Origin of the sequence: Alcaligenes sp. 1735tsa3 (assembly GCF_024134565.1) — a bacterium.
Taxonomy (GTDB): domain Bacteria; phylum Pseudomonadota; class Gammaproteobacteria; order Burkholderiales; family Burkholderiaceae_B; genus Alcaligenes; species Alcaligenes phenolicus.
The window spans coordinates 1479544-1499938 of the sequence record NZ_CP099862.1 but is presented as its reverse complement, the minus strand read 5'-3'; the positions used below and the strand labels follow the sequence as shown (position 1 = coordinate 1499938).

At 57.6% G+C, this 20395-nt stretch carries 23 protein-coding genes; 19 read left to right on the top strand and 4 right to left on the bottom strand.

Features of this window, described 5'->3' with window-relative positions; translation table 11 throughout:
- Entirely contained in the window at window positions 1-651 is a 651-nt protein-coding gene (locus NIZ92_RS06890) for a cbb3-type cytochrome c oxidase subunit II (RefSeq protein WP_254002945.1), read from the bottom strand.
- Window positions 648-2243, bottom strand: a complete 1596-nt coding sequence (locus NIZ92_RS06885; RefSeq protein ID WP_031232271.1) for a cbb3-type cytochrome c oxidase subunit I — start codon at window positions 2241-2243, stop codon at window positions 648-650. Before NIZ92_RS06885 ends, NIZ92_RS06890 begins: the two co-directional genes overlap by 4 nt.
- A gap of 252 nt (window positions 2244-2495) precedes the next feature.
- Between NIZ92_RS06885 and NIZ92_RS06880 the strand changes: the two genes are divergently transcribed.
- Together NIZ92_RS06880 and NIZ92_RS06875 are read left to right on the top strand one after the other, a co-directional pair.
- Entirely contained in the window at window positions 2496-3158 is a 663-nt protein-coding gene (locus tag NIZ92_RS06880; RefSeq protein WP_021446792.1) for a response regulator, read from the top strand.
- A 12-nt stretch (window positions 3159-3170) separates the two neighbouring features.
- Entirely contained in the window at window positions 3171-4523 is a 1353-nt protein-coding gene (locus tag NIZ92_RS06875) for an ATP-binding protein (protein ID WP_060186959.1), read from the top strand.
- Between the two features lie 92 nt (window positions 4524-4615).
- On the opposite strand, the gene NIZ92_RS06870 is transcribed toward NIZ92_RS06875, so the two are convergent.
- Complete coding sequence (locus NIZ92_RS06870) at window positions 4616-4825, bottom strand: cold-shock protein (protein WP_009461028.1); 210 nt, start codon at window positions 4823-4825, stop codon at window positions 4616-4618.
- A 404-nt stretch (window positions 4826-5229) separates the two neighbouring features.
- Here NIZ92_RS06870 and NIZ92_RS06865 point away from each other — a divergent pair, with 404 nt between their 5' ends.
- The 11 genes from NIZ92_RS06865 to NIZ92_RS06815 all read left to right on the top strand — a co-directional run bounded on the left by NIZ92_RS06865 (window position 5230) and on the right by NIZ92_RS06815 (window position 15966).
- Window positions 5230-6558 carry an FAD-dependent oxidoreductase gene (locus NIZ92_RS06865; RefSeq protein WP_035269189.1) on the top strand — a complete coding sequence of 443 codons (1329 nt, stop codon included), beginning with the start codon at window positions 5230-5232 and terminating at the stop codon, window positions 6556-6558.
- A complete protein-coding gene (locus NIZ92_RS06860) occupies window positions 6545-7048 on the top strand; it encodes a thiosulfate oxidation carrier protein SoxY (RefSeq protein ID WP_254002944.1) in 504 nt (167 codons plus the stop codon). Before NIZ92_RS06865 ends, NIZ92_RS06860 begins: the two co-directional genes overlap by 14 nt.
- Before the next feature lie 13 nt (window positions 7049-7061).
- Window positions 7062-7388 (top strand): thiosulfate oxidation carrier complex protein SoxZ, encoded by a 327-nt coding sequence (soxZ, locus tag NIZ92_RS06855; protein WP_254002943.1) that lies wholly within the window; start codon window positions 7062-7064, stop codon window positions 7386-7388.
- Window positions 7389-7553: 165 nt separating this feature from the next.
- Window positions 7554-7907 (top strand): c-type cytochrome, encoded by a 354-nt coding sequence (locus NIZ92_RS06850; protein WP_052159242.1) that lies wholly within the window; start codon window positions 7554-7556, stop codon window positions 7905-7907.
- A 2-nt stretch (window positions 7908-7909) separates the two neighbouring features.
- Window positions 7910-9205 carry an NAD(P)/FAD-dependent oxidoreductase gene (locus tag NIZ92_RS06845; RefSeq protein ID WP_254002942.1) on the top strand — a complete coding sequence of 432 codons (1296 nt, stop codon included), beginning with the start codon at window positions 7910-7912 and terminating at the stop codon, window positions 9203-9205.
- Between the two features lie 33 nt (window positions 9206-9238).
- A complete protein-coding gene (locus NIZ92_RS06840) occupies window positions 9239-10246 on the top strand; it encodes a YeeE/YedE family protein (RefSeq protein ID WP_238441669.1) in 1008 nt (335 codons plus the stop codon).
- A 98-nt stretch (window positions 10247-10344) separates the two neighbouring features.
- Entirely contained in the window at window positions 10345-10827 is a 483-nt protein-coding gene (locus NIZ92_RS06835; protein ID WP_035269181.1) for an isochorismatase family protein, read from the top strand.
- Between the two features lie 285 nt (window positions 10828-11112).
- Complete coding sequence (locus NIZ92_RS06830) at window positions 11113-12474, top strand: SLC13 family permease (RefSeq protein WP_254002941.1); 1362 nt, start codon at window positions 11113-11115, stop codon at window positions 12472-12474.
- A gap of 581 nt (window positions 12475-13055) precedes the next feature.
- Window positions 13056-14717, top strand: a complete 1662-nt coding sequence (locus tag NIZ92_RS06825) for a PepSY domain-containing protein (protein ID WP_239055346.1) — start codon at window positions 13056-13058, stop codon at window positions 14715-14717.
- Window positions 14714-15010 carry a DUF3649 domain-containing protein gene (locus tag NIZ92_RS06820; protein WP_254002940.1) on the top strand — a complete coding sequence of 99 codons (297 nt, stop codon included), beginning with the start codon at window positions 14714-14716 and terminating at the stop codon, window positions 15008-15010. The genes NIZ92_RS06825 and NIZ92_RS06820 overlap by 4 nt, the downstream gene beginning before the upstream one ends.
- Window positions 15007-15966 carry a DUF3325 domain-containing protein gene (locus NIZ92_RS06815; protein WP_254002939.1) on the top strand — a complete coding sequence of 320 codons (960 nt, stop codon included), beginning with the start codon at window positions 15007-15009 and terminating at the stop codon, window positions 15964-15966. Before NIZ92_RS06820 ends, NIZ92_RS06815 begins: the two co-directional genes overlap by 4 nt.
- A gap of 96 nt (window positions 15967-16062) precedes the next feature.
- Here the strand turns inward: NIZ92_RS06815 and NIZ92_RS06810 are convergent, their stop codons facing one another.
- Window positions 16063-16428: a DUF4440 domain-containing protein gene (locus tag NIZ92_RS06810; protein WP_247965667.1), complete on the bottom strand. Its 366-nt coding sequence runs from the start codon at window positions 16426-16428 to the stop codon at window positions 16063-16065.
- A 243-nt stretch (window positions 16429-16671) separates the two neighbouring features.
- Here NIZ92_RS06810 and aqpZ point away from each other — a divergent pair, with 243 nt between their 5' ends.
- The 6 genes from aqpZ (at window position 16672) to NIZ92_RS06780 (ending at window position 20395) form a co-directional block, all read left to right on the top strand.
- On the top strand, window positions 16672-17370 hold the full coding sequence (gene aqpZ / locus NIZ92_RS06805; protein ID WP_035269176.1) for an aquaporin Z: 699 nt from the start codon (window positions 16672-16674) through the stop codon (window positions 17368-17370).
- A gap of 199 nt (window positions 17371-17569) precedes the next feature.
- Window positions 17570-17989 carry a lysozyme inhibitor LprI family protein gene (locus NIZ92_RS06800; RefSeq protein ID WP_080747966.1) on the top strand — a complete coding sequence of 140 codons (420 nt, stop codon included), beginning with the start codon at window positions 17570-17572 and terminating at the stop codon, window positions 17987-17989.
- 4 nt (window positions 17990-17993) lie between these two features.
- Window positions 17994-18932, top strand: coding sequence for a LysR substrate-binding domain-containing protein (locus NIZ92_RS06795; RefSeq protein WP_254002938.1), 939 nt, complete (start codon window positions 17994-17996; stop codon window positions 18930-18932).
- 145 nt (window positions 18933-19077) lie between these two features.
- A complete protein-coding gene (locus tag NIZ92_RS06790; RefSeq protein WP_254002937.1) occupies window positions 19078-19548 on the top strand; it encodes a DMT family transporter in 471 nt (156 codons plus the stop codon).
- Window positions 19549-19953, top strand: a complete 405-nt coding sequence (locus tag NIZ92_RS06785; protein ID WP_254002936.1) for a DMT family transporter — start codon at window positions 19549-19551, stop codon at window positions 19951-19953.
- A 25-nt stretch (window positions 19954-19978) separates the two neighbouring features.
- The gene (locus NIZ92_RS06780; protein WP_035269171.1) at window positions 19979-20395 is read left to right on the top strand and encodes a DoxX family protein; all 417 of its coding nucleotides are present in this window, start codon (window positions 19979-19981) and stop codon (window positions 20393-20395) included.

Below are 20395 nucleotides of genomic sequence, written 5' to 3'. Positions count from 1 at the left end.
CTATTTAGCGCCCGAATCCGTCGAGGCTTCAGCGGGGCGACGATCGTAGCCACGGTCACGTTTATCCAGTTCCTGCGCGCTGGTCGCATAGGTGCGATCCAGAGCCAACAGGTACTCCACCAAGTCCAGCGCTTCCTTGCGAGCAACCACATGCTTGCCCGCAGGCTGCAGGGACTCTGGCAAACGCACCACTACATCGCCTTCGGAAACCTGGTCCTTCAGTTCGAACATATAGGGATAGGACGGCATCAGGCTCCAGTCAAAAATCGCACGGGGCTGATACAGGTGGGTCAAATGCCAGTCACGGCTTTTCATGCGCGCACCGATGTTAAACAGGTCCGGACCGGTACGCATGGTGCCCAGCAGGTGGGGCGAATCGTAAAAGTAATCGCCCGGTGTAGACGCACGGCCCCAGCCACGTGCCGTATCAAACAGGGTTTGACCGGTAGAGCGTGGCTGCTGGCTGTGACAGTACAAACAGCCGTTGGCCACGTACTCGTCACGCCCCAGCAGTTGCTGGGCGGTATAGGGTTGCAACTGCTCCGGCGGTTCCGAGGTACGCAATTGCCAGGCTGGCAAAATCACCAGCATCAAGGTAGCCAGCAGCAACACGCCAATGGCCCCGATTAGTAAAGGTAAGAGTCGATTCATGACGCATCTGCCCGAGCAAGTGTAGGAGTCGCATTAACAGCGGAACCTTTGCGCAGCAAGAGCAAGGCAAAGTGAGCCGCAAAGACAAAGTGGCCCAGTGTCATCATGGTGCCGCCAATGGAGCGGGCTTCCAGATACGGAACCATCTTGCGAGTGATCTCGCCAAAACTTGAACCTGGGTCCATCAAGCCCATGCCCTGCACCACACCGGCAATGCTCAGAGCCAGCACGTAAATCGTGAAGCCTGCCGTCACCAGCCAAAAATGGGTTTTGATCAGAGCCGGGAAGGGCCAGCGACGTCCCAGAATGTGCGGCATCATGTAGTACAGCGTGCCGAACATCACCATGGACACAAAGCCGTAGGCCCCCAGGTGAGCGTGACCGACGGTGTAATGCGTAAAGTGCGTAACCGAGTTCACCGAGCGGATGGCTTCCAGCGAACCCTGGAAGGAGGACAAGGTGTACATCAGCGCGCCAATCCAGACGAAACGCAGGGCCATGGATTGCTTGAAGGCCCACAGGTTCTGCGCAACGGTTACGTGCTGGTTAATGGCCACGGCAATCACCGGCACAAACATCATGATGCTGTGCACCACGGACAAGGTGACGGCCCAGGTTGGCACCGGACCGCCCATCAAGTGGTGAATACCGACCTGGCTGTAGAACAGCGCCAGACTCCAGAAACCCAGCAAGGACACGTTGTAGGAATACACGGGCTTGCCGATGATCTTGGGGATGATGTAGTACGCCGCACCCACACCCATAGGCGTCAGCCACAGACCCAGCACGTTGTGAGCAAACCACCAGTTCACGGTTGCTTGCTGAGCACCGATGTGCAGACCGGGGATGTTGGACACCAGAAACAGGAACGGAAACCAGACCATGCCGGCCAGGAAATACCAGCCCGACACATAGATGTGGCGCGATTTGCGGTTGGCGGCGGTTTCAATGGCAGGCCAGGCCAGGAAAAAGCCCCCTACTGCCAACAGAATGTCGATCTGCCAGGGGAATTCCAGCCACTCGATCCCGTCGGACCAGCCATTGGCCACGGCAATCGTGCCGCCCAATACCCCCAGGGTCCACAAGGCAGCGCCGAAGTACACCATATTGGGACGTCGCAAAGGCGTATGAAAAATACGCGGCAACAACCACAGAGCCACGCCAATCCCGGTCACCGACAACCAGCCGTAAGCCACGATGTTCAGGTGCAAGGTACGCGCACGACCAAAGGTCACTTGTGCCACGTCGGCCAGCCAATCGGGCCAATGCAATTTCAGCGAGGCCATCACGCCAAACACCGAACCGATCAGCAGCCAGGTAATCCCGACCGTGACCAGAAGCAGAACCGGCCCCCGACCACTGCGGTCAATACCGGCACGCAAAACGTCAAAGCGATGCGTCTGTGCTTCGTTCTCCCCCCCAAAGGAAGCACTGTCATCCGGCTGACCAAGCTCACCTTTCATGAAGATGGTCTCAGCTTCGTTCTTCCCAACGAAGATCAGCTTGTTTGCCACGGCCCAGACAAGAATGCCCAGTGCCACCAAAGAGGCGACAAAACTGGTCGCCAGTAATATTCCTAATATAGGAGTCATGTGAATAAATGCCCGATATCTGTCATGCGGCTAAGCCTAAAGAAACGTCATTGCCCAAGCCGGTTTTATTAAAAAAGTAAGTACCGAGATACAAATGCAATGCAATCTACATCACAGTAGAGGATCAGGATTAAGGCCAAATTAAGAGAACTTTCCCTCTCGCCCCTGCCCTCAAGACTGCTAACATGAACGCCGAAACGTAATAAACATCAGGCTTTGCCTGCACAAGCCGCATTTACCACAGGGGGGAGAATGCACGTTTTACTTGTTGAAGATGATGCGCTCGTCGCCAGCGGAATTGTGGCGGGCTTGCGACTGCATGGGCTGACCGTGGACCACGTGGGCACGGCCAGCCTGGCCGACACGGCCTTGCTGTCTTCGCACTTTGATGTCTGTATTCTGGATCTGGGTTTGCCTGATCAGGACGGGCTGACGCTGCTGCGTCGTTGGCGCGAACAAGGCCGTAAACTGCCCATTCTGATTCTGACGGCTCGCGACGCCCTGCATCACCGGGTTGAAGGGCTGCTGGGTGGGGGCGATGACTATGTCATCAAACCTTTTGACCTGGACGAGCTGCTGGCACGCCTGCATGTATTGACACGACGTGTGGCGGGCCACGAAACAGATTGCATTGAATATGGGCGGCTCAGTTTCTGTGCCTCCACCGGCCATGTCACCCTGGACGGCAAGCCGGTCAGTCTGGCGCGCCGTGAGCTCTCCTTGTTGCGTGCCCTGCTCAGCAAACCGCACACCATCCTGAGTGCCGAACAACTGTGCGACAGCGTCTACGGCTACGATCAGGATCTGGAAAGCAATGCTATCAATGTGCACATCTACCATTTACGCCGCAAGCTGGGCAGCAATATTGTCGAGACCGTGCGGGGCCTGGGCTACAAACTGGGGCCTGCCGGTTAGGTATTTCACACCATGAGCCTACGCCTTAGATTGCTGCTGGTTATCGGCATTTCCCTGACCGTGCTCTGGAGTGCGGTCGCCACCTGGATGCTGATGGATGCACGCCACTCCTTGCGTGAAGCGCTGGATAGCCGACTGGCAGCATCGGCCCGCATGGTGGCTGGACTGGTGGCCCAATTTCCAAACTTGCAGGAGTTGGCCCAATCTGCGGAGCGCCCCCTGGACATCATTGCCCGAGATGGGGTGGCTTGCGAAATCAGTGTGGTGCGCAGTGAAGTAGAAATTCAGGCGGTCAGCCGAACTGCGGGTAGCCCGGATATGTCACAAGTGGCTTTGGGCTTTGGCACGCACGTGCATGGTGGCAAGCGCTGGCGCACCTTTGTGCTGCGCGAAGGCCATATTCAGATTGCCGCCGCCGACAGCATAGAAATACGCGAAGCACTGGTACGGGAAATCATGCTCTCGGCTGGCCTGCCCTTTGTCGTGGCCTTGTTTGGCAGCCTGCTGCTTTTGTGGGTTGGTATCGGTCACGGCTTGGCTCCTTTGGAGCGAATTCGGGACATGCTGTCGCGCCGTCGTCCCGGGGATGACAGCCCACTGCCCAAAGTCAACGTCCCGGTTGAGCTGCAACCCTTGCTGCGAACCCTTGAAGAACTGCTGGAGCGGCAACAAGCCGCCATCATGCGCGAACGCCGCTTTACCGATAGCGCTGCCCACGAACTGCGTACACCCCTTACCGGAATCAAAACCCATATTCAAGTTGCCCATCTGGCTGCCCAGCGTCCTGGAGAACGCAACACGCTGGATACGGCCTTGAGCCAGGCAGACCAGGGCGTGCAACAGCTACAGAACATTTTGCAGCGGCTGCTGGAGTTGGCACGGCTGGACGGGCAAAGCGCCCGAATGGAAAGTAGCCAGGCCGACGAGGCGGTATACGCTGCCCTCCATGCCCTTAAAGCCATCTACGGCGACACCATAGACCAGATCACGCTGGATATACGCAGCAAACCCGGCCCGGTGCAGATTGAAAAATCCCTGCTGACAGTGGCCGTACAGAATCTGATCGACAATGCCTTGCGCTATACCAAAGCCCAGCAACCGATCAGCCTGCGGATTGAAGCAGGAGAGCCGGGCTATCTGCGTCTCAGGGTGCTGGACCACGGTCCCGGATTAAGCGACAGCGAACGGGATCTGGCCATGAACCGTTTTTGGCGCGGCTCGCAACAACAGGCGGGCTATGGCTTGGGCTTGTCGATTGTGAACGCTATCGCCACCCAGCATGGCGGAACGCTGGAGCTGCTGAATCGCAAAAGTGGCGGACTGGAAGCGCGTCTGACCGTGCCCCTTGCCGACCAGGGCAACTAAAACCAAGCCACGCAATAAAAAAAGGCCGGAGCCCATGAGGGTCCGGCCTTTCTGTTTGACGCGGTGCTTGCCTGTTTCAGGCAAGCCCATCATCAAAGAATTTGGATTTTAGTTGCGCATGGGCCTTTTTGGCCTGCACCTTCGATGAAGGAAACGCGTTGGTTCTCTTCCAGAGTTTTGAACCCGGTTCCCTGAATTTCACTGTGGTGTGCGAAGAGATCCTTGCCGCCGTTCTCCGGCACGATGAATCCGAAGCCTTTTTCGCTGTTGAACCACTTCACAATACCAATTTCTGTCTTCAAAATAAGTCCTAAATGTAATAACGACCAGAGAAAAAAATTTTCTCTCCCTGAACTATCCTCCGATTGCGTCCACAAAGATAGCTCCGTTACTTTTTAATTGTAAAAATCCGGAAATTCTGTTGTTTCCTGAGCCTGTCCATCCTGTTTGTCTAGCCCCGCCCTTGCATCCGGGATGCCGCTGCGCACCGCGTCCGGGCCAACTGCCCCTGCCATCTCCAACACAAGAACGCCTGGGGAAAAGCGCCGCCATTTCAGCGCCAAACGGTATTTGAGGCCTGAACAACTCACTTCAGCCTATAAAAAATCCCCACGCAATCAAAGCACTCTTGGCTATACTGGCTCGCACTTAGCGGTCTACTTATCCTGATTGACGTGTGTCATGTCATGATCACGAGGAACATACAATGAATCGTAGAAACTTCCTGCTGGCCACGCCGGCTGCCGCATTTGGAACCCTGGTTCTGCCCTCTGCCAGCCTCTCGGCCCCCGCCATCATTACCAACACCAGCCAGATCCTGCCGCGCCACACCAAGGGCCCGCGCATTGTCATTTGTGGGGGCGGCTGGGGTGGGATGACAGCCGCCAAGTACCTGTCCAAGCTGGTGCCCCAGGCACAAGTGGTGCTGATCGAACGTAACCCCACGTTCTGGTCCGGCCCCATGAGCAACAAGTGGCTGATTGACATCGTCAACACGGATTTCCTGAACCACGACATGCTGGCGCCCTCCATCAAATACGGCTACAGCCTGGTTCATGCCGAAGTCACCGCCATCGAGCGCGACAAGAAAACCGTGCGCACGACCCAAGGCGCGCTGGAGTACGACTACCTGATTCTGTCGGGCGGCATACGCAACGCCTACGATGCCTGGTTTGGCAATGACACTTACGCGGCGGAATACACCCGCCAGCACTTTCCCAACGCCTACATCCCGAATGCCGAGATGTTTGCCTTGAAGAACAAGCTCAAAGCCTTCAAGGGCGGCACCATTGTGATGACGCTGCCCCCGCCACCGCATCGCTGCCCACCCTCGCCCTACGAGCGCGCCTGTTTGATGGCCTGGCATATCAAGACCAACAAGATTCCAGGCAAGATCATCATTCTGGACCCCAAGCCCACCATTGCCCCGATTGGCGAGGGATACCGCGCAGCCTTCCAGGAGCTGTACCCGGACATCATCACCCACGTCCCCAATGCCCGAGTGCGTGAGGTCGATCCCTTCAAGAAGCACATCAAGACCACCGCCGGCGATTTTGATTTTGACGACGCGGTGCTGATGCCCCCGCACCAGGCCGCCGATATGGTCTGGAACGCAGGCCTGGTCGGTACAGGCCCCGATGGCAAACCCACGGGCTGGGCCAATATTGACCCACGCCTGTTCACTGCCCGCGACGACGACAATGTCTACGTGGTGGGGGACTCCATGGGCTTTATTTCCGACCAGTTCGGCCACTACCCCAAGAGCGCCCACGTGGCACACGCCGTAGCCAAGATTGTTTCCCAGAACCTGGCCGAACGTATCGCGGGCAAGGAAGTGGTGCCCGTGCTGCCGGATAATCTTTGCTACATGATGGTCAACGGAGATCCGCAAGAAGAAATCTCGGTCAAGTTTGAATACGAGCTGGACGCAAGCGGCAAGGTTCTGCAAACCCAGATCGATATGGATGTCCGTACCTCCGACCTTGTTCAAGAAGACTTCCAGTGGATCAAGACCCGTTTCAATGACTTCCTCTAAACTTCCCTCCCGTTTTGTCCGCCGCCGCCAGCTTGTACTGGGCAGTGCCGCCGGACTGGGTGCCGCGTGGCTGCCCCTCAATCTGCATGCGCAAGTTGCCTTTGATCAATTGCTGAAACCGGCCACTGCGACCCAGGTCCAAGCCATTGTGGACGAGTTCCTGAAAGGCGCCAGCCCGGAGAACCAGGGCTTGAAACTGGACATGCCGGCACTGGGAGACAATCCCGCTGCAGTGCCAGTCAAAGTGGTGCTGGATCTGCCGCCAAGCGACGAGCTGTATTGCCAGGAGCTGATCATTCTGGCTCAGGGCAACCCGCATCCGCTGGCCTGCCGCTTCAACTTCACCGCCCTGGCCGGAACAACAGAAGTCGCAGTTCGCCTGCGCCTGATTGAAACCCAAACCATCCGCGCCCTGGCACGGTTAAGCGATGGCCGCGTCCTGAGCGCCCAGCATCACATCACGGTGACTGCTGGCGGCTGCGGCATGTAAACAAGGGACACTCATGAGTAAACCACGTATCTGGATCAGCAATGCCCAGCCCAAGGCGGGCGACATTGTGCGCGTGCGCGCCCTGGTCGAACACCGCATGGAAAGCGGTCTGCGCCTGAGCAAGGAAGGCCAGGTTGTACCGCGCAACATCATCCACGAATTCAAGGCCACCTTTAACGGCGAGCCCTTGTTCAACTGGCAGCCGGAAACCGCGATTTCCCAAAACCCGTACATTGAATTTACCTTTGTCGCACGACGTTCCGGCGCTCTGGAAATGAGCTGGACGGACGATCAAGGCGCTGTCATTACCGGCCAGACGGAGCTGAGCATCAGCGACTGATTGCGGACCAATTCCAGCCCGGCCCCCTGACCTGCCCCATTCAGCGCCCTTAACGGGCGCTGAGTTCATAACAGTGTTCTATATAGTCATACAAGGTGGGCGTAAGGGGAATGCTACGCTGAGCGTCCTTTCCTACAACGATGCACACTGACAAGAAGAATGCCCATGTCCCTCTCTCTGGTAGGTCGTCTCCTTTTTGCCCCCGCCTTGCTCGTGGCCAGCAGTGCCACCGCACCGGCCTGGGCCAGTTCCACGCTGGACATCAAAACAGTGGCCAGCTCCTGTGCGAACTGTCACGGCCCGGATGGGCGTTCCACGACCATCATTCCCTCGCTAGCTGGCCGCCCCGAAGCGGTGTTGCTGGAGCAACTGCGCGCCTTTGCCTCCGATACGCCTCCGGCTGGCACCACCATCATGAGTCGCCTGGTCAAAGGCTACCAGGATGCGGATCTGGAAGCCCTGGCACGTTATTTCTCTGCAGTCTCCTCCACCCCTCGCAGCGTTGCGGAAGGACGTTAAGAATGAGCACACCCTTGAACTCCTCCCGTCGCCAGTGGCTGAGCCGTGTCGGTAAAACCAGTGTGGCTGGTCTGGCCTTGAGCACTCTGCCTGTGTACGCGCGCAGCAGCTCGGCCCATGTGATTGTGGTCGGTGGCGGCTTTGGCGGTGCAACCGCTGCCCGTTACTTGAAGCGCGGTGATCCATCCCTGAAAGTCACCTTGATTGAACCGGCCACCACCTTTTACACCTGCCCGTTCACCAATCTGTATCTGGCCGGCTTGCGCCGTTTTGAACAGCAAGGCCACGGCTTTGATGATTTGCGCGCCGCCGGGATCGATGTCATTCACGACCTGGCCACCGCGGTCGACTCCCAGGCCAAAACCCTGACCTTGGCCAAGGGCCAGAAGCTGTCTTACGACAAGCTGCTGCTCTCACCCGGTATTGATTTTCGCTGGAACACGCTGGAAGGCTATGACGAGGCCGCTTCCTTGCTGGCCCCGCACGCCTGGAAAGCCGGCGATCAAACCCGTTTGCTGAAAAGTCAGCTGGATGCCATGCCCGACGGCGGCACCTTCATTATGGTGGCCCCCGAAAACCCCTTCCGCTGCCCGCCCGGCCCTTACGAGCGCGCCAGCATGGTGGCTCACTACTTCAAGCAGAACAAACCCAAATCCAAGATCCTGATTCTGGATGCCAAAGACAGCTTCTCCAAACAGGGCCTGTTCCAGGATGGCTGGAAACAAGTCTATGGCGACATGATCGAATGGGTGCCCTTCTCCAAAGACGGCAAAGTCACTCGCGTGGATGCCGCCAAGCTGAGCGTGGAAACCGAGTTTGGCGAGATCCACAAAGCCGATGTGCTGAACGTGATCCCGCCACAAAAAGCCGGAGCCATTGCCGAACAGGCCGGTGTCACCAACGCCAGCGGCTGGGTGCCAATTGACCCGCATACCTTCGAGTCCGAGCAGGTCAAGGACATCTATGTGGTGGGCGATGCCACCATTGCCTCACCCATGCCCAAGTCCGGTTTCTCTGCCAATACGCAAGCCAAGCTGGTAGCGGCTGCCATCATTAATGCCTTGAGCGGCAAGCCTGCGCCACAGGCCACACTGAGCAATACCTGCTACAGTTTGATCGCTCCCGACTATGGCATTTCTGTGGGGCACTTGTACGCCTTTGCCGATGACAAGCTGGCTGAAGCGTCCGGCGGGGTCAGCCCTAAAGAAGCCAGCCCGGCCTTTCGCAAGCAGGAAGCCCAGTATGGCGAGGCCTGGTATGCCGCGATCAGTCGCGACATCTGGGGCACCAAAGGCTAAGTGGTTCCAACCCGGTCCTAACATCCAGCGCACATGATGAATACAGAACTTGTACTGTGGGTCAGCCTGGCCATTGGCCTGCTCTTTGGCATTAGTGGCCAGCTCAGTGGTTTTTGCTTTTATCGTGGCTTGACCGAGCGCTGGTCCGGGCGTAGCGGCTACAAGCTTCAGGGCTTTGCCCTGGCGCTGGCCGTGGCCCTGGCCGGGACACAACTGGCGGCGGGCTACGGGCTGATCAGTCTGGACAAGGTCCTGTACCTGAACCCCACTTTCTCCTGGCTGCTGGTGCCGCTTGGCGGTGTGCTCTTTGGGGCAGGCATGACCCTGGCTAATGGCTGCGGCGCCCGAGCCCTGGTTCTGTTGGGACAGGGAAATCTGCGCTCCTTTGTCGTCGTGCTTTGTCTGGGTATCGCCGCCTATGTCACCTTGACGGGCCTGCTGGCGCCGCTGCGCATGAGCATCGCCCAAGCCAGCAGTGTCACCTTGCCCGCAGCGACCCTGTCCGAGGGTCCCCTCCGCTCTATGGTGATTGCCCTCCTCGTCGCCGCCCTGATCGCTTTTGCCTTGCTGCGTCGCCAGGACGGCCAACGCCTCAATGACCTGCTGGCCGGAGCATTTGTAGGGCTGCTGATTGTGGCAGGCTGGCTGACTACCGGCTGGCTGGGCGATGATCCCTTCGAGCCTTTACCCGTCAGCTCGCTGAGCTTTGTCGCCCCGATTGGGGAAAGCATTCAATACGCCATGATCTCCACCGGCATGAGCCCGCGCTTTACCATCATGATTGTGGTGGGTGTGGTGGCCGGCTCCTTGCTGAGCGCCCTGCTGCGTCGCCGCTGGAAGCTGGAAGGTTTTGAGTCGCCCCGCCACATGCTGCGCTCCATGGCAGGCGGTACCTTGATGGGCGTAGGTGGCGTGCTGGCCCTGGGCTGCACCATAGGCCAGGGCTTAAGCGGCTTGTCCACCTTATCGGCCACCTCCTTGCTGGCGGTGCTGGGCATCATCGTCGGTGCACGCCTGACCTGGACCCGCCCAAGCGCCTGACTCCGTGTTTCAATAAGGGCTTGATTGACGGTGCTTCAGAGTGGCCCAGGCGAGCTCCGCCTGACATTCGCTGAAGCACTCTTACCGAGCCCACTGCAATGCGACAGATCCTCCTTGTTGTCGATGTGCAAAGCTGCTTTTCACCGCCCCCCTGGCTGATCGACGGCATTAACGCCCTGAGCACCCGCCTGCCTTGCGCGGCCTTGATTGAACTGCACGACGAGTCTCAAACCCCTTTTTCCAGTCAGCTAGGCTGGTGTCCGCCGCGCAGCGATCGCTGTCTGGTCGATGCCAAACAAATCTTCATCAAGCACGGCTACGCCCCCAGCCCCGCTGCAATGGAATATTTGCAGCAATGTCAGGCTGATCGCATTCTGGTCTGCGGCATTCAAACCGATACCTGCGTGCTGGCTGCCGGGTTTGCCTTGTTTGATGCCGGGCTGCACCCCACCCTGATTACGGATCTGACGGTTGGCTCGTCCCTGGATCGCTCCGGCGAGCTGGGTATCAAATTGTGGAAACATCACTTCGGGAGCACGATCCACAGCAGCGAACTACTGGCTGAACTGGACCGGCAATAATCACGCGCATGGGCGGGTAAAGCCGGACTTGGCTCAGCAACCCAAAGGTAGCGCCCACACGCGTCAAGCCACTACTCTACAGCGAACCGCTCATCAAATCCGCCCCCCTGTTCTCTCTGCTGCATCAGACAAATGCTGATTGAACATTCAACCATCGCGCCCCTGATTAATCATTACGTTTAGCGTAATCATTCACCCATAAGCTTTATTGATAGCCCTATACCGCCACTGATATGGTCGTTTCCAGAAACCTGCAAAAGGTTCAATTACAAGGAGACGAGACATATGCATTGGCTATCCATTGCCGTATTAGGAGGCATGTTCGTACTGGCGACCGCCCTACCCATCAATATGGGGCTGATTGCTTTTGTAGGCGCTTTTCTGGTGGGTACGCTGGTGGCGGGCATGGGCGCCAAGGAAATCATGGGCGGCTTTCCGGCTGACCTGTTTCTAACACTGGCCGGTATTACCTATTTGTTCGCGCTGGCTCAAAACAATGGCACCATCAACTGGCTGGTCAGCATGGCCGTGCGAGCCGTGCGTGGCCGCATCGCCGCCATTCCATGGATCATGTTTCTGATCACGGCCGCATTGACCGCTGTGGGTGCCGTCAGCCCGGCCGCCGTTGCCATCATTGCCCCGATTGCGCTGGGCTTTGCCCGCCAGTACGGCATCAACCCGCTCTTGATGGGTTTGCTGGTGATTCATGGCGCCCAAGGGGGCGGCTTCTCCCCCATCAGTATTTACGGTGGCATCACCAACCGTGTGGTCAGCGCCGCCGGTTTGCCCTTGAATGAAATGGCCACCATGATGGCCAGCCTTGGCATCAACTTGGCCGTGTCCATTTTGCTATTCGTGTGGATGGGTGGTTTGAAGCTGATGCGCCAGAAAGTGGACTTAAGTTCGGCAGACGTAAACGTTGCCCGCGTGGCCCATGGCTCGGGTGGTCCGCAAGTGTTTGGCGACGCTGAAGCCGAAGCCTTTGGCGAAGAGCGCAAGACCGCACGGAAAAGCCCCGATGCCCTGGTCGAAGCCGGTAATGGTGCCAACGAGGCCCCCCACTGGTATCGCGTTCTTACCTTGGTCGGCCTGTTCATCCTGGCCGTGCTGACTTTGTTTTTCAAACAGGATATTGGCTTTACCTCGATCACCATCGGCCTGGTACTGACCTTGATGGCCCCCAATCTGCAAAAACGCGCACTGGGCCAAGTGTCCTGGCCTGAAATCATGCTGATTGTGGGTGTCAGCACCTATGTGGGCGTGATGGAATCCATGGGCACGATTGATTTTGTCGGCCATAGTGTTGCCCAGCTGACCTCTCCCTTGATGGCGGCCTTGCTGCTGCTTTTTGTGGGCGCGGTCGTGTCGGCGTTTGCCTCCTCCACCGCCGTGCTGGGTTCGCTGATTCCGCTGGCGGTGCCCTTTCTGCAAAGCGATGGCGGCGTGGGGCCGGTGGGCTTTATTGCGGCTATGGCCGTATCCTCCACCATTGTGGACGTCAGCCCCTTTTCCACCAATGGCGCACTGGTACTGGCCAATGCCCAGGGAGTGTCGCGTGATGCCTTCTTCCGTCAGCTATTGCTGTACGGTGCTGCCGTCACGGTTATTGCCCCGGTCGTCGTCTGGCTGCTGTTTGTGGTGCTCTAAAACTCCCGGCGAAGCAGAAATCCAGCTGGCCCCGGCACTTTGCTAGCCGGGGCCTTTTTGATGGGAATTCTGACCTCATCAACCGGCAGTTAACGCTCTCTGGTCCAACTCCATAGACCATAAGATTTGCGAGTGGCGTGGAATGCCTGCAAGGCATATTCCCTTCTGCCTCATCCCGGCGTTCAGCCCTCAGCCCGGAACCGACAAGATTTATTCCCGCCCGAGTCTCACCAGCTCATCGCCCCGCCTCCCTCTCAACCGCGTTTTTCCCTATGGAAAACGCCAAAACAGCTATGGCGCCGCATTAATTTCTGAATAAAGCCTTGAAAGCTGGAAATTCCCAACACCGAAATGAGAATGATTGCTATTATTCTGCCGTTGTTTCAAGCCTGATGCCCTCTTCCCCTCTCTGTCACCAAGAACTTGCTTACTGAAAAGCGAAGCTTGCGTGATGAGCGCAGCGTACAAGAATGGCGGACTCCATCCGTCACCCACCGTTGCCAAGCAAGCACGGCTTTTCTCGGTTTAATGATCATCAATCCAGCATCCGGAGACGGTGTTGTAGTAGGAGGCGCGTCAGCGTGAAAGAGTCATTTCGCCAATGTATGGCATGGCTGCATACCTGGGTCGGTCTGGTGGTGGGCTGGATCCTGTTTTTCGTCTTCGTCACTGGCACGGCTGGCTATGTGGACGATGAAATCACTCGCTGGATGGAGCCGGAGCGCCCCTTGCCCATGCAAGTCCTGCCCGAGCAATCCAGCCAGATGCTGGATCAGGCCCTGGCGCAGTTGCAAGCGCATGCCCCGGCAGAGTCCAAAGCCTGGACCATTACCCTGCCGCATCAAGCCCTGAACCCGCGTGCCACGCAAGGGCTGTCCATTGCCTGGGAAGAAATGCCCCAGCCCGGTCAACGCGGCCGTCGTGGGGGAGAAGAACTGGACCCTGTCACCGGCCAGATTCAGCCGGAAGTGGAACCCCGCGCAACTGCTGGTGGCACCGGCCTGTACCGCATGCATTACGCCTTGCACTACCTCCCCTATCCGGTCGCTATCTGGCTGGTCGGTATCTGTACCATGCTGATGCTGCTGGCCGTGATTACGGGCGTGGTGACTCACAAGAAAATCTTCACCGACTTTTTCACCTTCAGGCCCGGCAAGGGGCAGCGTTCCTGGCTGGACGCGCACAATATCGTCAGCGTGATGTCCCTGCCCTTTTTCCTGATGATTACCTACACGGGCCTGATCTTTTTCATGTCCATCTACATGCCGACCGGGCGAGAAGTCATGTATGGCGCGACAGAAGAAGGACGGCAGGCTTACTTCCAGGATATTCGTCAGCAAAAACGCGACTTCCTGCCCGTGAGCATGCCGCAGGCTCCCCTGGGCGAGATGATGCACAGCGCAGAACAAGCCTGGGGCAAGAACAGCATTGCCTCGGTGCAGTTTACCCATCCGGCAGATAGCCAAGCCTATGTAGAACTGCGTCGCACCGGCGTCACGGGCGTGTACTGGACCCGTGCCGAGACCCTGCGCTTTAACGCCTCTGATGGCAGCCTCATGGAGCCGGAGGACAATAGCAATGTCACCGGAGACACTCACCGCGTATTGCTGGCCTTGCACGAAGGAGTGTTTGCCGAATGGTGGTTGCGCTGGCTGTACTTTATTTCAGGCTTGCTGGGCTGCGCCGTCATTGGGACAGGTCTGGTGCTGTGGACGGTAAAGCGTCGTACCCAGCATCAAAAACGCATGACCAAAGCCGCCCCGCTTAGCGCATCCGAGCGTTTTGATGCCGCTGGCCTGCGTTTAGTAGAAATCCTGAATGCCGGCACTCTGGCCGGTTTGCCCTTGGGGCTGGCGGCCTACTTCTGGGCCAACCGCCTTTTGCCTGTGAATATGGCCGACCGCGCCGCCTGGGAGTTTCATGCTCTGTTCCTGGTCTGGGGCTGGTCCTTCCTGTATGCCTCCTGGCGACCCTTGAAGCGCGCCTGGCTGGAGCTGCTGTACCTGACAGCCGCCGCCTACGCCTTGATTCCTGTCCTGAACCTGCTGACGACCGACCGTCACCTGGGTGTCACCATCATCCATGGTGACTGGGGCCTGGCAGGCTTTGACCTGACCATGTTTGGCCTGGCCGCTATCTTTGTCTATATCACCGTAAAAATGAAACGCAAATGGCACATTGCCAGCCTGCCTAAAAAAGCCGCTGCCCCGGCCAGCTTGCAAACTGCGGGAGTGAACGGATGAGTGGACTGACTTCCCGCTACCGCCTGCAAGTACTGTCGCGCATTGTGGCTGCCGCTGTCGGGGGCTACGCCTTGGCAGCCGCCGCCACGGTATTGCTGACCTTGCTCTGGCCTTTGCCTAAAGCCCAGGCTGTGCTGGCAGCAAATATGTTGAGCTTTGTCTGGTACACCATCGCCGTGATGTGGGTGTTTAGCACTAAAAGTGCCACTCGCGCTTGGGTGGGTATGGTTCTACCGACGGCTTTGATCGCCTTGCTGAGCGTTCTGTTGATGCCTGCAGGAGGGCTGCCATGATTAATACCAGTCTGTGGCTGAATCTGGCCGTTTTTATCATCAGCCTGGTGGGCTTTATCTGCCTGGCTTTGGCCAGTGATCGCCAGGGGGAATTCCTGCTGCATCGCATGCCCAGCGAGAAGGAAAGGCGGATCTTTCGTCTGCTCGGCTGGCCCTTGCTGGCTGTGGCTTTAGCTCTATGCTGGCAAGGCTGGGGCTGGAGCATGGGCACCGTTGCTTGGCTGGGTTGGCTGACCATGGCCGGTGCCGGGTTGACCTTTTACTTGCCCTGGTGGCCTTGGCAGGAAAAGAAACCTGTGCGGGCCAAACCTGCACCAGTTGCGAAGGCAGCGCCTAAAGCGGTTGGAGCGGGCAACACTGCATCGACATCAAGTGACGCTATAGCTGGGAAAAATGGAGTGGCGGCGGCAAATTCAAGCGCTGCTTCAACTAGCGCTACACACACAGAACCTGCTCACGCTGGAACGGCACCAACAACATCACGATTTTCCACACGCAGCCTGGTTTTTGCCAGCGGCCTTTTGGCCATCCCTGCCGCCTTCATGATTTATCTGGCGCAACAAGGCCCCGAGCCTGTGTTTGGCAACCATGCCCTGCAAGGCCAGATTGGCCCCTGGTCGTTTGCTCTGGCTGAGACGAATAACAAAGCCCCCATCAGCGGGCCCACCGGCGCTCATCGCAAAGCATTTCAGATTCGCTTTTGCCAGGCCTGCGACCCACATATACGCCGCGCCTATCTGCAAGTGAGCAAGCCCGAGCCTATGCCTGCGCCCCGTCAAGCTTTCAGCAACACGCGCTGGACACGGGCGGTAGAAATCGTCATTCCGCCCAATAGCGAACTGGAACATCAACTATGGCTAACCGTGGAAGCCAAGAGTGGAGAGATCTACCATCAGGCTTTTGATTTCCACCAGGTATCCCCCATGACGGCGGCGTTCATCCAGCAACAGCCGTAAGCGCGACCCGAATAGAAAGGGCCAAGATTGAACCGCCCCCCCGAGTGTTGAACAACAATTCACGCTTTGGTGGGCCATTCAAATTCCCGCCCTTTTTTATTCCTGGGCAACGCGGGTTCCTTGATGAAACACCATCTGCCAACGCCCCTGACTCTGCTTCCAGATGGAGCTGCGCAAGGATTGCTGCGGCTTTTCATCACCTGATACCTCACACACATAAGTCGCCAGGACGACATCCGCTGACAGGATGGTCAGCTTGAAGTTGCTGAGGCGGCGCTGCACAAAATCCTGTTCAGGCAGATCGCCTAGCACTTCTGCTCTACCCCACGCCGCGCCTCTGGCTCCGAACTCTACAAACTCGTCGGCCAGTAAAGCGCCAAGCGCCGCCACATCCTGACGAGTGGCACGCTCAAACAGGCGCTCTTCAAGAGACAGGATCAAGGATTCAAGGGAGTGAGGCATGTGGATGTGAGGGAATTGGGAGTGATGTTCAGCGTCAGAATCGTCAACACAATTCTTCATAAACCAGACAAAATCCTACACCTGACACAAGCCGCCACGCCACCGATATTTCTCACATTTACTATAAAAAAACACCACCCTAAACAAAGGAAAATTTTTGACAGTTGTTTTCCTTTCAAGCACTTAGCGCTTCCCGCTTATCGCTAGAATCCAGCCGTGTTAAATGACTAACAGGGCAATATCATGTCTTTATTAAAACGATGCACCGCAGAAACGCTGGGCACTTTCTGGCTGGTCTTTGGGGGCTGCGGAAGTGCGATCTTTGCCGCTGCCTACCCTGAACTGGGGATTGGTTTTGCCGGGGTAGCCCTGGCCTTTGGTCTGACTTTGCTGACCATGTGCTATGCCATCGGCAATATCTCTGGTTGTCACATCAACCCGGCTGTCACGCTGGGCCTGGTCGCTGGGGGGCGCTTCCCCGCTCGTGATGCCATTCCCTACATCATTGCCCAGGTTATCGGCGGTCTGCTGGCCGGCGGTGTTCTGTACCTGATCGCCAGCGGCAAAACCGGCTTTGATCCCGTGGCAGGTTTTGCCTCCAACGGCTTTGGCGAGCACTCGCCCGACAACTACAGCCGCAACGCAGCCCTGATCGCAGAAATTGTGCTGACCGCCTTCTTCCTGTTCATCATCATGGGCGCAACCCACAAGCGTGGTCACGCCGGCCTGGCAGGCGTAGCCATTGGTCTGGCACTGACTTTGATTCACCTGATCAGCATCCCTATCACCAACACTTCCGTGAACCCTGCGCGTTCTACTGGCGTGGCCTTCTTCCAGGGCACCTGGGCCATGGAGCAGTTGTGGCTGTTCTGGGTGGCTCCCTTGATTGGTGGGGTGATCGGCGCGCTGGTGTATCGCTTTCTGCACGCCAACGACGAGTAAGCTGCGCTAACTCCTGCTGGCAGGACCCTTGAGCCGCATTGGCTTGAATCGAGCATATGGCCCGTTCAAGACAATGCGGCTCAATGCTATTTATGGAACCCTGTTATCACCCGGCAAAGCATCAGGCTTGCCGCCCTATGTAGTAGGATTTACACCCTGCCCCATACGCTTATCAACGCCCGCAAACCCGGAGAACCCCATGAAAAAAGCATTGAATACCGGCCTGATCGCTTTAGGACTGAGCTTGATGGCAAGCGCCTCTTCCGTTCAGGCAGCCGACTGCGATAGCATGAGCAATCAAAATGCCATGAACCAGTGCTTTAGCAACGAGTACAAGAACTCGGACGCCGAACTGAACAAGCTCTACAAGGAAATCAACCATCGTCTGAAAGATGATGCCGATACCCTCAAAGCCTTGCGTAACGCCCAACGTGCCTGGATCAGCTTCAGGGATGCAGAATGCGACTTTGCAGCGATCAACACCGAGGGCGGCAGCATTCACTCCATGCTGATCACCACATGCCGGAATGAATTGACCCAGGCCCGTATCAAGAACTTCAACACCTATCTGTCCTGCGAAGAAGGCGATATGAGCTGCCCGGTTCCACCGGCCATGTAATGACATGCCCGACACAAAACCCCCATCCACGCGCGATTTGAACGACCTTTACTACTTTGTACAGGTCGTGGACCACGGAGGATTTGCACCGGCCGGACGGGCTTTGGGCATCCCGAAATCCAAGCTAAGCCGACGCATCACCTTTCTGGAAGAATCCCTGGGTGTGCGTTTGATCCAGCGGTCCAGTCGCCATTTCAGCGTCACGGAAATTGGCCAGATGTACTACCAGCGCTGTGTAGCCATGCTGGTGGAGGCCGACTCCGCTCAGGACATCATCGAGCGCCATCGCAGCGAGCCGCAAGGCTCAGTACGCATCAGTTGCCCCCTGGCTTTGCTGGACTACGGCGTCAATGAATTGCTGGCCCGCTATATGGCGGCCTATCCGCAGGTCAAGCTGGAAGTGGAAAGCACCAACCGCCGCGTGGACGTGATTCGTGAAGGTTTTGATGTGGCCTTGCGTGTCCGCTTTCCTCCTTTGGAAGACAGCGGTCTGGTGATGAAAGTCCTGGGCGAGAGTACACAGTATCTGGTTGCCAGCCCGGCCCTGATCGAACGCATGGGTGGGCTGCCCAAGCTGGACCAATTAGGGAACTGGCCCGCCTTGAGCGACGAGCATCTGCAGCGCAATCCCACCTGGCAACTGCAAACCGCAGAAAACACCCTGATGGAAGTGCCCTACCACCCCCGTCTGGTCTGCGACGACCGCATGACTTTGCTGCAATCAGCCTTGCAGGGAATTGGCGTCGTTCAGATGCCGGCCATGCTGATCGCTCCGTACATGCAGGACGGCAGACTGGTGGATGTGGCCCCCGGCTGGAACCCCCGCTCTGGCGTGGTACATGCCGTCTTTCCTTCACGCCGAGGCCTGGTGCCTGCGGTACGCGCTCTGCTGGATTTTCTGGGCCAGGAGTTCGTCACTATTTTGCATACGCCCGCCCCCTGAATCCCTGCTGCAAATTACCCAAAGCCAGCCGCCAAGCAGTCGTTCTAATTATGGAACGCTGATGGCCATATTCTTGTCTATTCAAGCCATCGTTGCACTTCTATAGTCTCTTCATCACATTATTCATGATGGGGAGTGCATCGACATGAACGCCAAAATGGCTGCGGCTACCGCCGCTATTCTCTGGGGCTTTACCTACATTCTGACCACAACCTGGTTGCCACCTAATCCCTTGTTCCTGGCTGCTGTCCGGGCTTTGGGAGGCGCCATCGTCCTGCTGGCATTGGTACGCAGCCTGCCGCCCCGTGCCTGGTGGGGGCGCCTGGCCGTGCTGGGCACCCTGAACACCGGCCTGTTCTTTGGCCTGTTCTTTATCGCTGCCACCCGTCTGCCCGGTGGCGTGGCCGCCATCTTCCAGGCGCTGACACCGCTGGCCACCATCTTTATCGCCTGGGGCATTTTGCGTGCTCGCCCTGCCCTGACGCGGATTGGAGCCGTTCTCTTGGGTGCGCTGGGCGTGTCGCTGGTTGTCCTGTCCAGCAATGCCACTCTGGATCTGATCGGCATTGCCGCCGCTTTGGGCAGCATGTTGTCCATTGCGACGGGCGGGGTCTAGATGAACAAATGGGGTGCGCCACCTATCCCTTTGCTGGGTTTTACCGGCTGGCAGCTCTTGATTGCCGGTGTGGAACTGAGTGTGGTTGTGCTGCTGACGCAGGACATTCCAAGCCAGCTTATCCCTGTGCATTGGCTGGGCCTGTTCCTGCTGGCAACTGTACTGACGGCTGGTCCCTTCGCGCTGTGGTTCAGTGCCATCAAGCAACTGGGCGCCGTCACTGTTGCCCCCTTCATGCTGCTGGTGCCTGTGACCGCTTTTATTCTGGACGCGCTGATCAAGGGCATCTGGCCCACCACGCTGCAACTGGTGGGAGTGGCACTGGTCATGGGTGGACTGGTCTTGAGCCAGCAAACACTGGCCGTCGCACGCTCCACGCTGGAAGCATCTGTCCACAAGCCCTGAACGCCCCACCCAAGGAGGAGGCATCATGAACCACGTCATACAAGAATTACTGCGTTCACGAGTGTATTTTGTACTGGCTACTCTGCTCCTGACCTACATTTTCTGGTGGAGCGGTGTGAACAAGGTTTGGGACTTCAGCGCTGCAAAAAAGGAAATGGCCCACTTCGGACTGGAGCCCCAGGCTTTATTCGCCGTGCTGACTATCACAGTTCAATTGCTGGGCAGCTGGCTGATTATCAGCGCAAGTCGCCTGGCCTGGATGGGAGCGCTGATGCTGAGTGTCTTTACTTTGTCCACGATTCCCCTGGCACATCGGTTTTGGGAAATGCAGGGCTTGGAAGCCTTTCTGGAACAAGCTCTGGTGCAGGACCATATCAGTGTGATCGGCGGGCTGGCGGTGGCCGCCGCTTTGGCTCATGCTTACCGGCAGGCGCGCCAGTAA

What these genes read in the sequence shown, in the direction of transcription:
- NIZ92_RS06890 (WP_254002945.1), bottom strand. Translation starts at nt 651, where the DNA reads ATGAATCGACTCTTACCTTTACTAATCGGGGCCATTGGCGTGTTGCTG.
- NIZ92_RS06885 (WP_031232271.1), bottom strand. Translation starts at nt 2,243, where the DNA reads ATGACTCCTATATTAGGAATATTACTGGCGACCAGTTTTGTCGCCTCT.
- NIZ92_RS06880 (WP_021446792.1), top strand. Translation starts at nt 2,496, where the DNA reads ATGCACGTTTTACTTGTTGAAGATGATGCGCTCGTCGCCAGCGGAATT.
- NIZ92_RS06875 (WP_060186959.1), top strand. Translation starts at nt 3,171, where the DNA reads ATGAGCCTACGCCTTAGATTGCTGCTGGTTATCGGCATTTCCCTGACC.
- NIZ92_RS06865 (WP_035269189.1), top strand. Translation starts at nt 5,230, where the DNA reads ATGAATCGTAGAAACTTCCTGCTGGCCACGCCGGCTGCCGCATTTGGA.
- NIZ92_RS06860 (WP_254002944.1), top strand. Translation starts at nt 6,545, where the DNA reads ATGACTTCCTCTAAACTTCCCTCCCGTTTTGTCCGCCGCCGCCAGCTT.
- soxZ (WP_254002943.1), top strand. Translation starts at nt 7,062, where the DNA reads ATGAGTAAACCACGTATCTGGATCAGCAATGCCCAGCCCAAGGCGGGC.
- NIZ92_RS06850 (WP_052159242.1), top strand. Translation starts at nt 7,554, where the DNA reads ATGTCCCTCTCTCTGGTAGGTCGTCTCCTTTTTGCCCCCGCCTTGCTC.
- NIZ92_RS06845 (WP_254002942.1), top strand. Translation starts at nt 7,910, where the DNA reads ATGAGCACACCCTTGAACTCCTCCCGTCGCCAGTGGCTGAGCCGTGTC.
- NIZ92_RS06840 (WP_238441669.1), top strand. Translation starts at nt 9,239, where the DNA reads ATGATGAATACAGAACTTGTACTGTGGGTCAGCCTGGCCATTGGCCTG.
- NIZ92_RS06835 (WP_035269181.1), top strand. Translation starts at nt 10,345, where the DNA reads ATGCGACAGATCCTCCTTGTTGTCGATGTGCAAAGCTGCTTTTCACCG.
- NIZ92_RS06830 (WP_254002941.1), top strand. Translation starts at nt 11,113, where the DNA reads ATGCATTGGCTATCCATTGCCGTATTAGGAGGCATGTTCGTACTGGCG.
- NIZ92_RS06820 (WP_254002940.1), top strand. Translation starts at nt 14,714, where the DNA reads ATGAGTGGACTGACTTCCCGCTACCGCCTGCAAGTACTGTCGCGCATT.
- NIZ92_RS06815 (WP_254002939.1), top strand. Translation starts at nt 15,007, where the DNA reads ATGATTAATACCAGTCTGTGGCTGAATCTGGCCGTTTTTATCATCAGC.
- NIZ92_RS06810 (WP_247965667.1), bottom strand. Translation starts at nt 16,428, where the DNA reads ATGCCTCACTCCCTTGAATCCTTGATCCTGTCTCTTGAAGAGCGCCTG.
- aqpZ (WP_035269176.1), top strand. Translation starts at nt 16,672, where the DNA reads ATGTCTTTATTAAAACGATGCACCGCAGAAACGCTGGGCACTTTCTGG.
- NIZ92_RS06800 (WP_080747966.1), top strand. Translation starts at nt 17,570, where the DNA reads ATGAAAAAAGCATTGAATACCGGCCTGATCGCTTTAGGACTGAGCTTG.
- NIZ92_RS06795 (WP_254002938.1), top strand. Translation starts at nt 17,994, where the DNA reads ATGCCCGACACAAAACCCCCATCCACGCGCGATTTGAACGACCTTTAC.
- NIZ92_RS06790 (WP_254002937.1), top strand. Translation starts at nt 19,078, where the DNA reads ATGAACGCCAAAATGGCTGCGGCTACCGCCGCTATTCTCTGGGGCTTT.
- NIZ92_RS06785 (WP_254002936.1), top strand. Translation starts at nt 19,549, where the DNA reads ATGAACAAATGGGGTGCGCCACCTATCCCTTTGCTGGGTTTTACCGGC.
- NIZ92_RS06780 (WP_035269171.1), top strand. Translation starts at nt 19,979, where the DNA reads ATGAACCACGTCATACAAGAATTACTGCGTTCACGAGTGTATTTTGTA.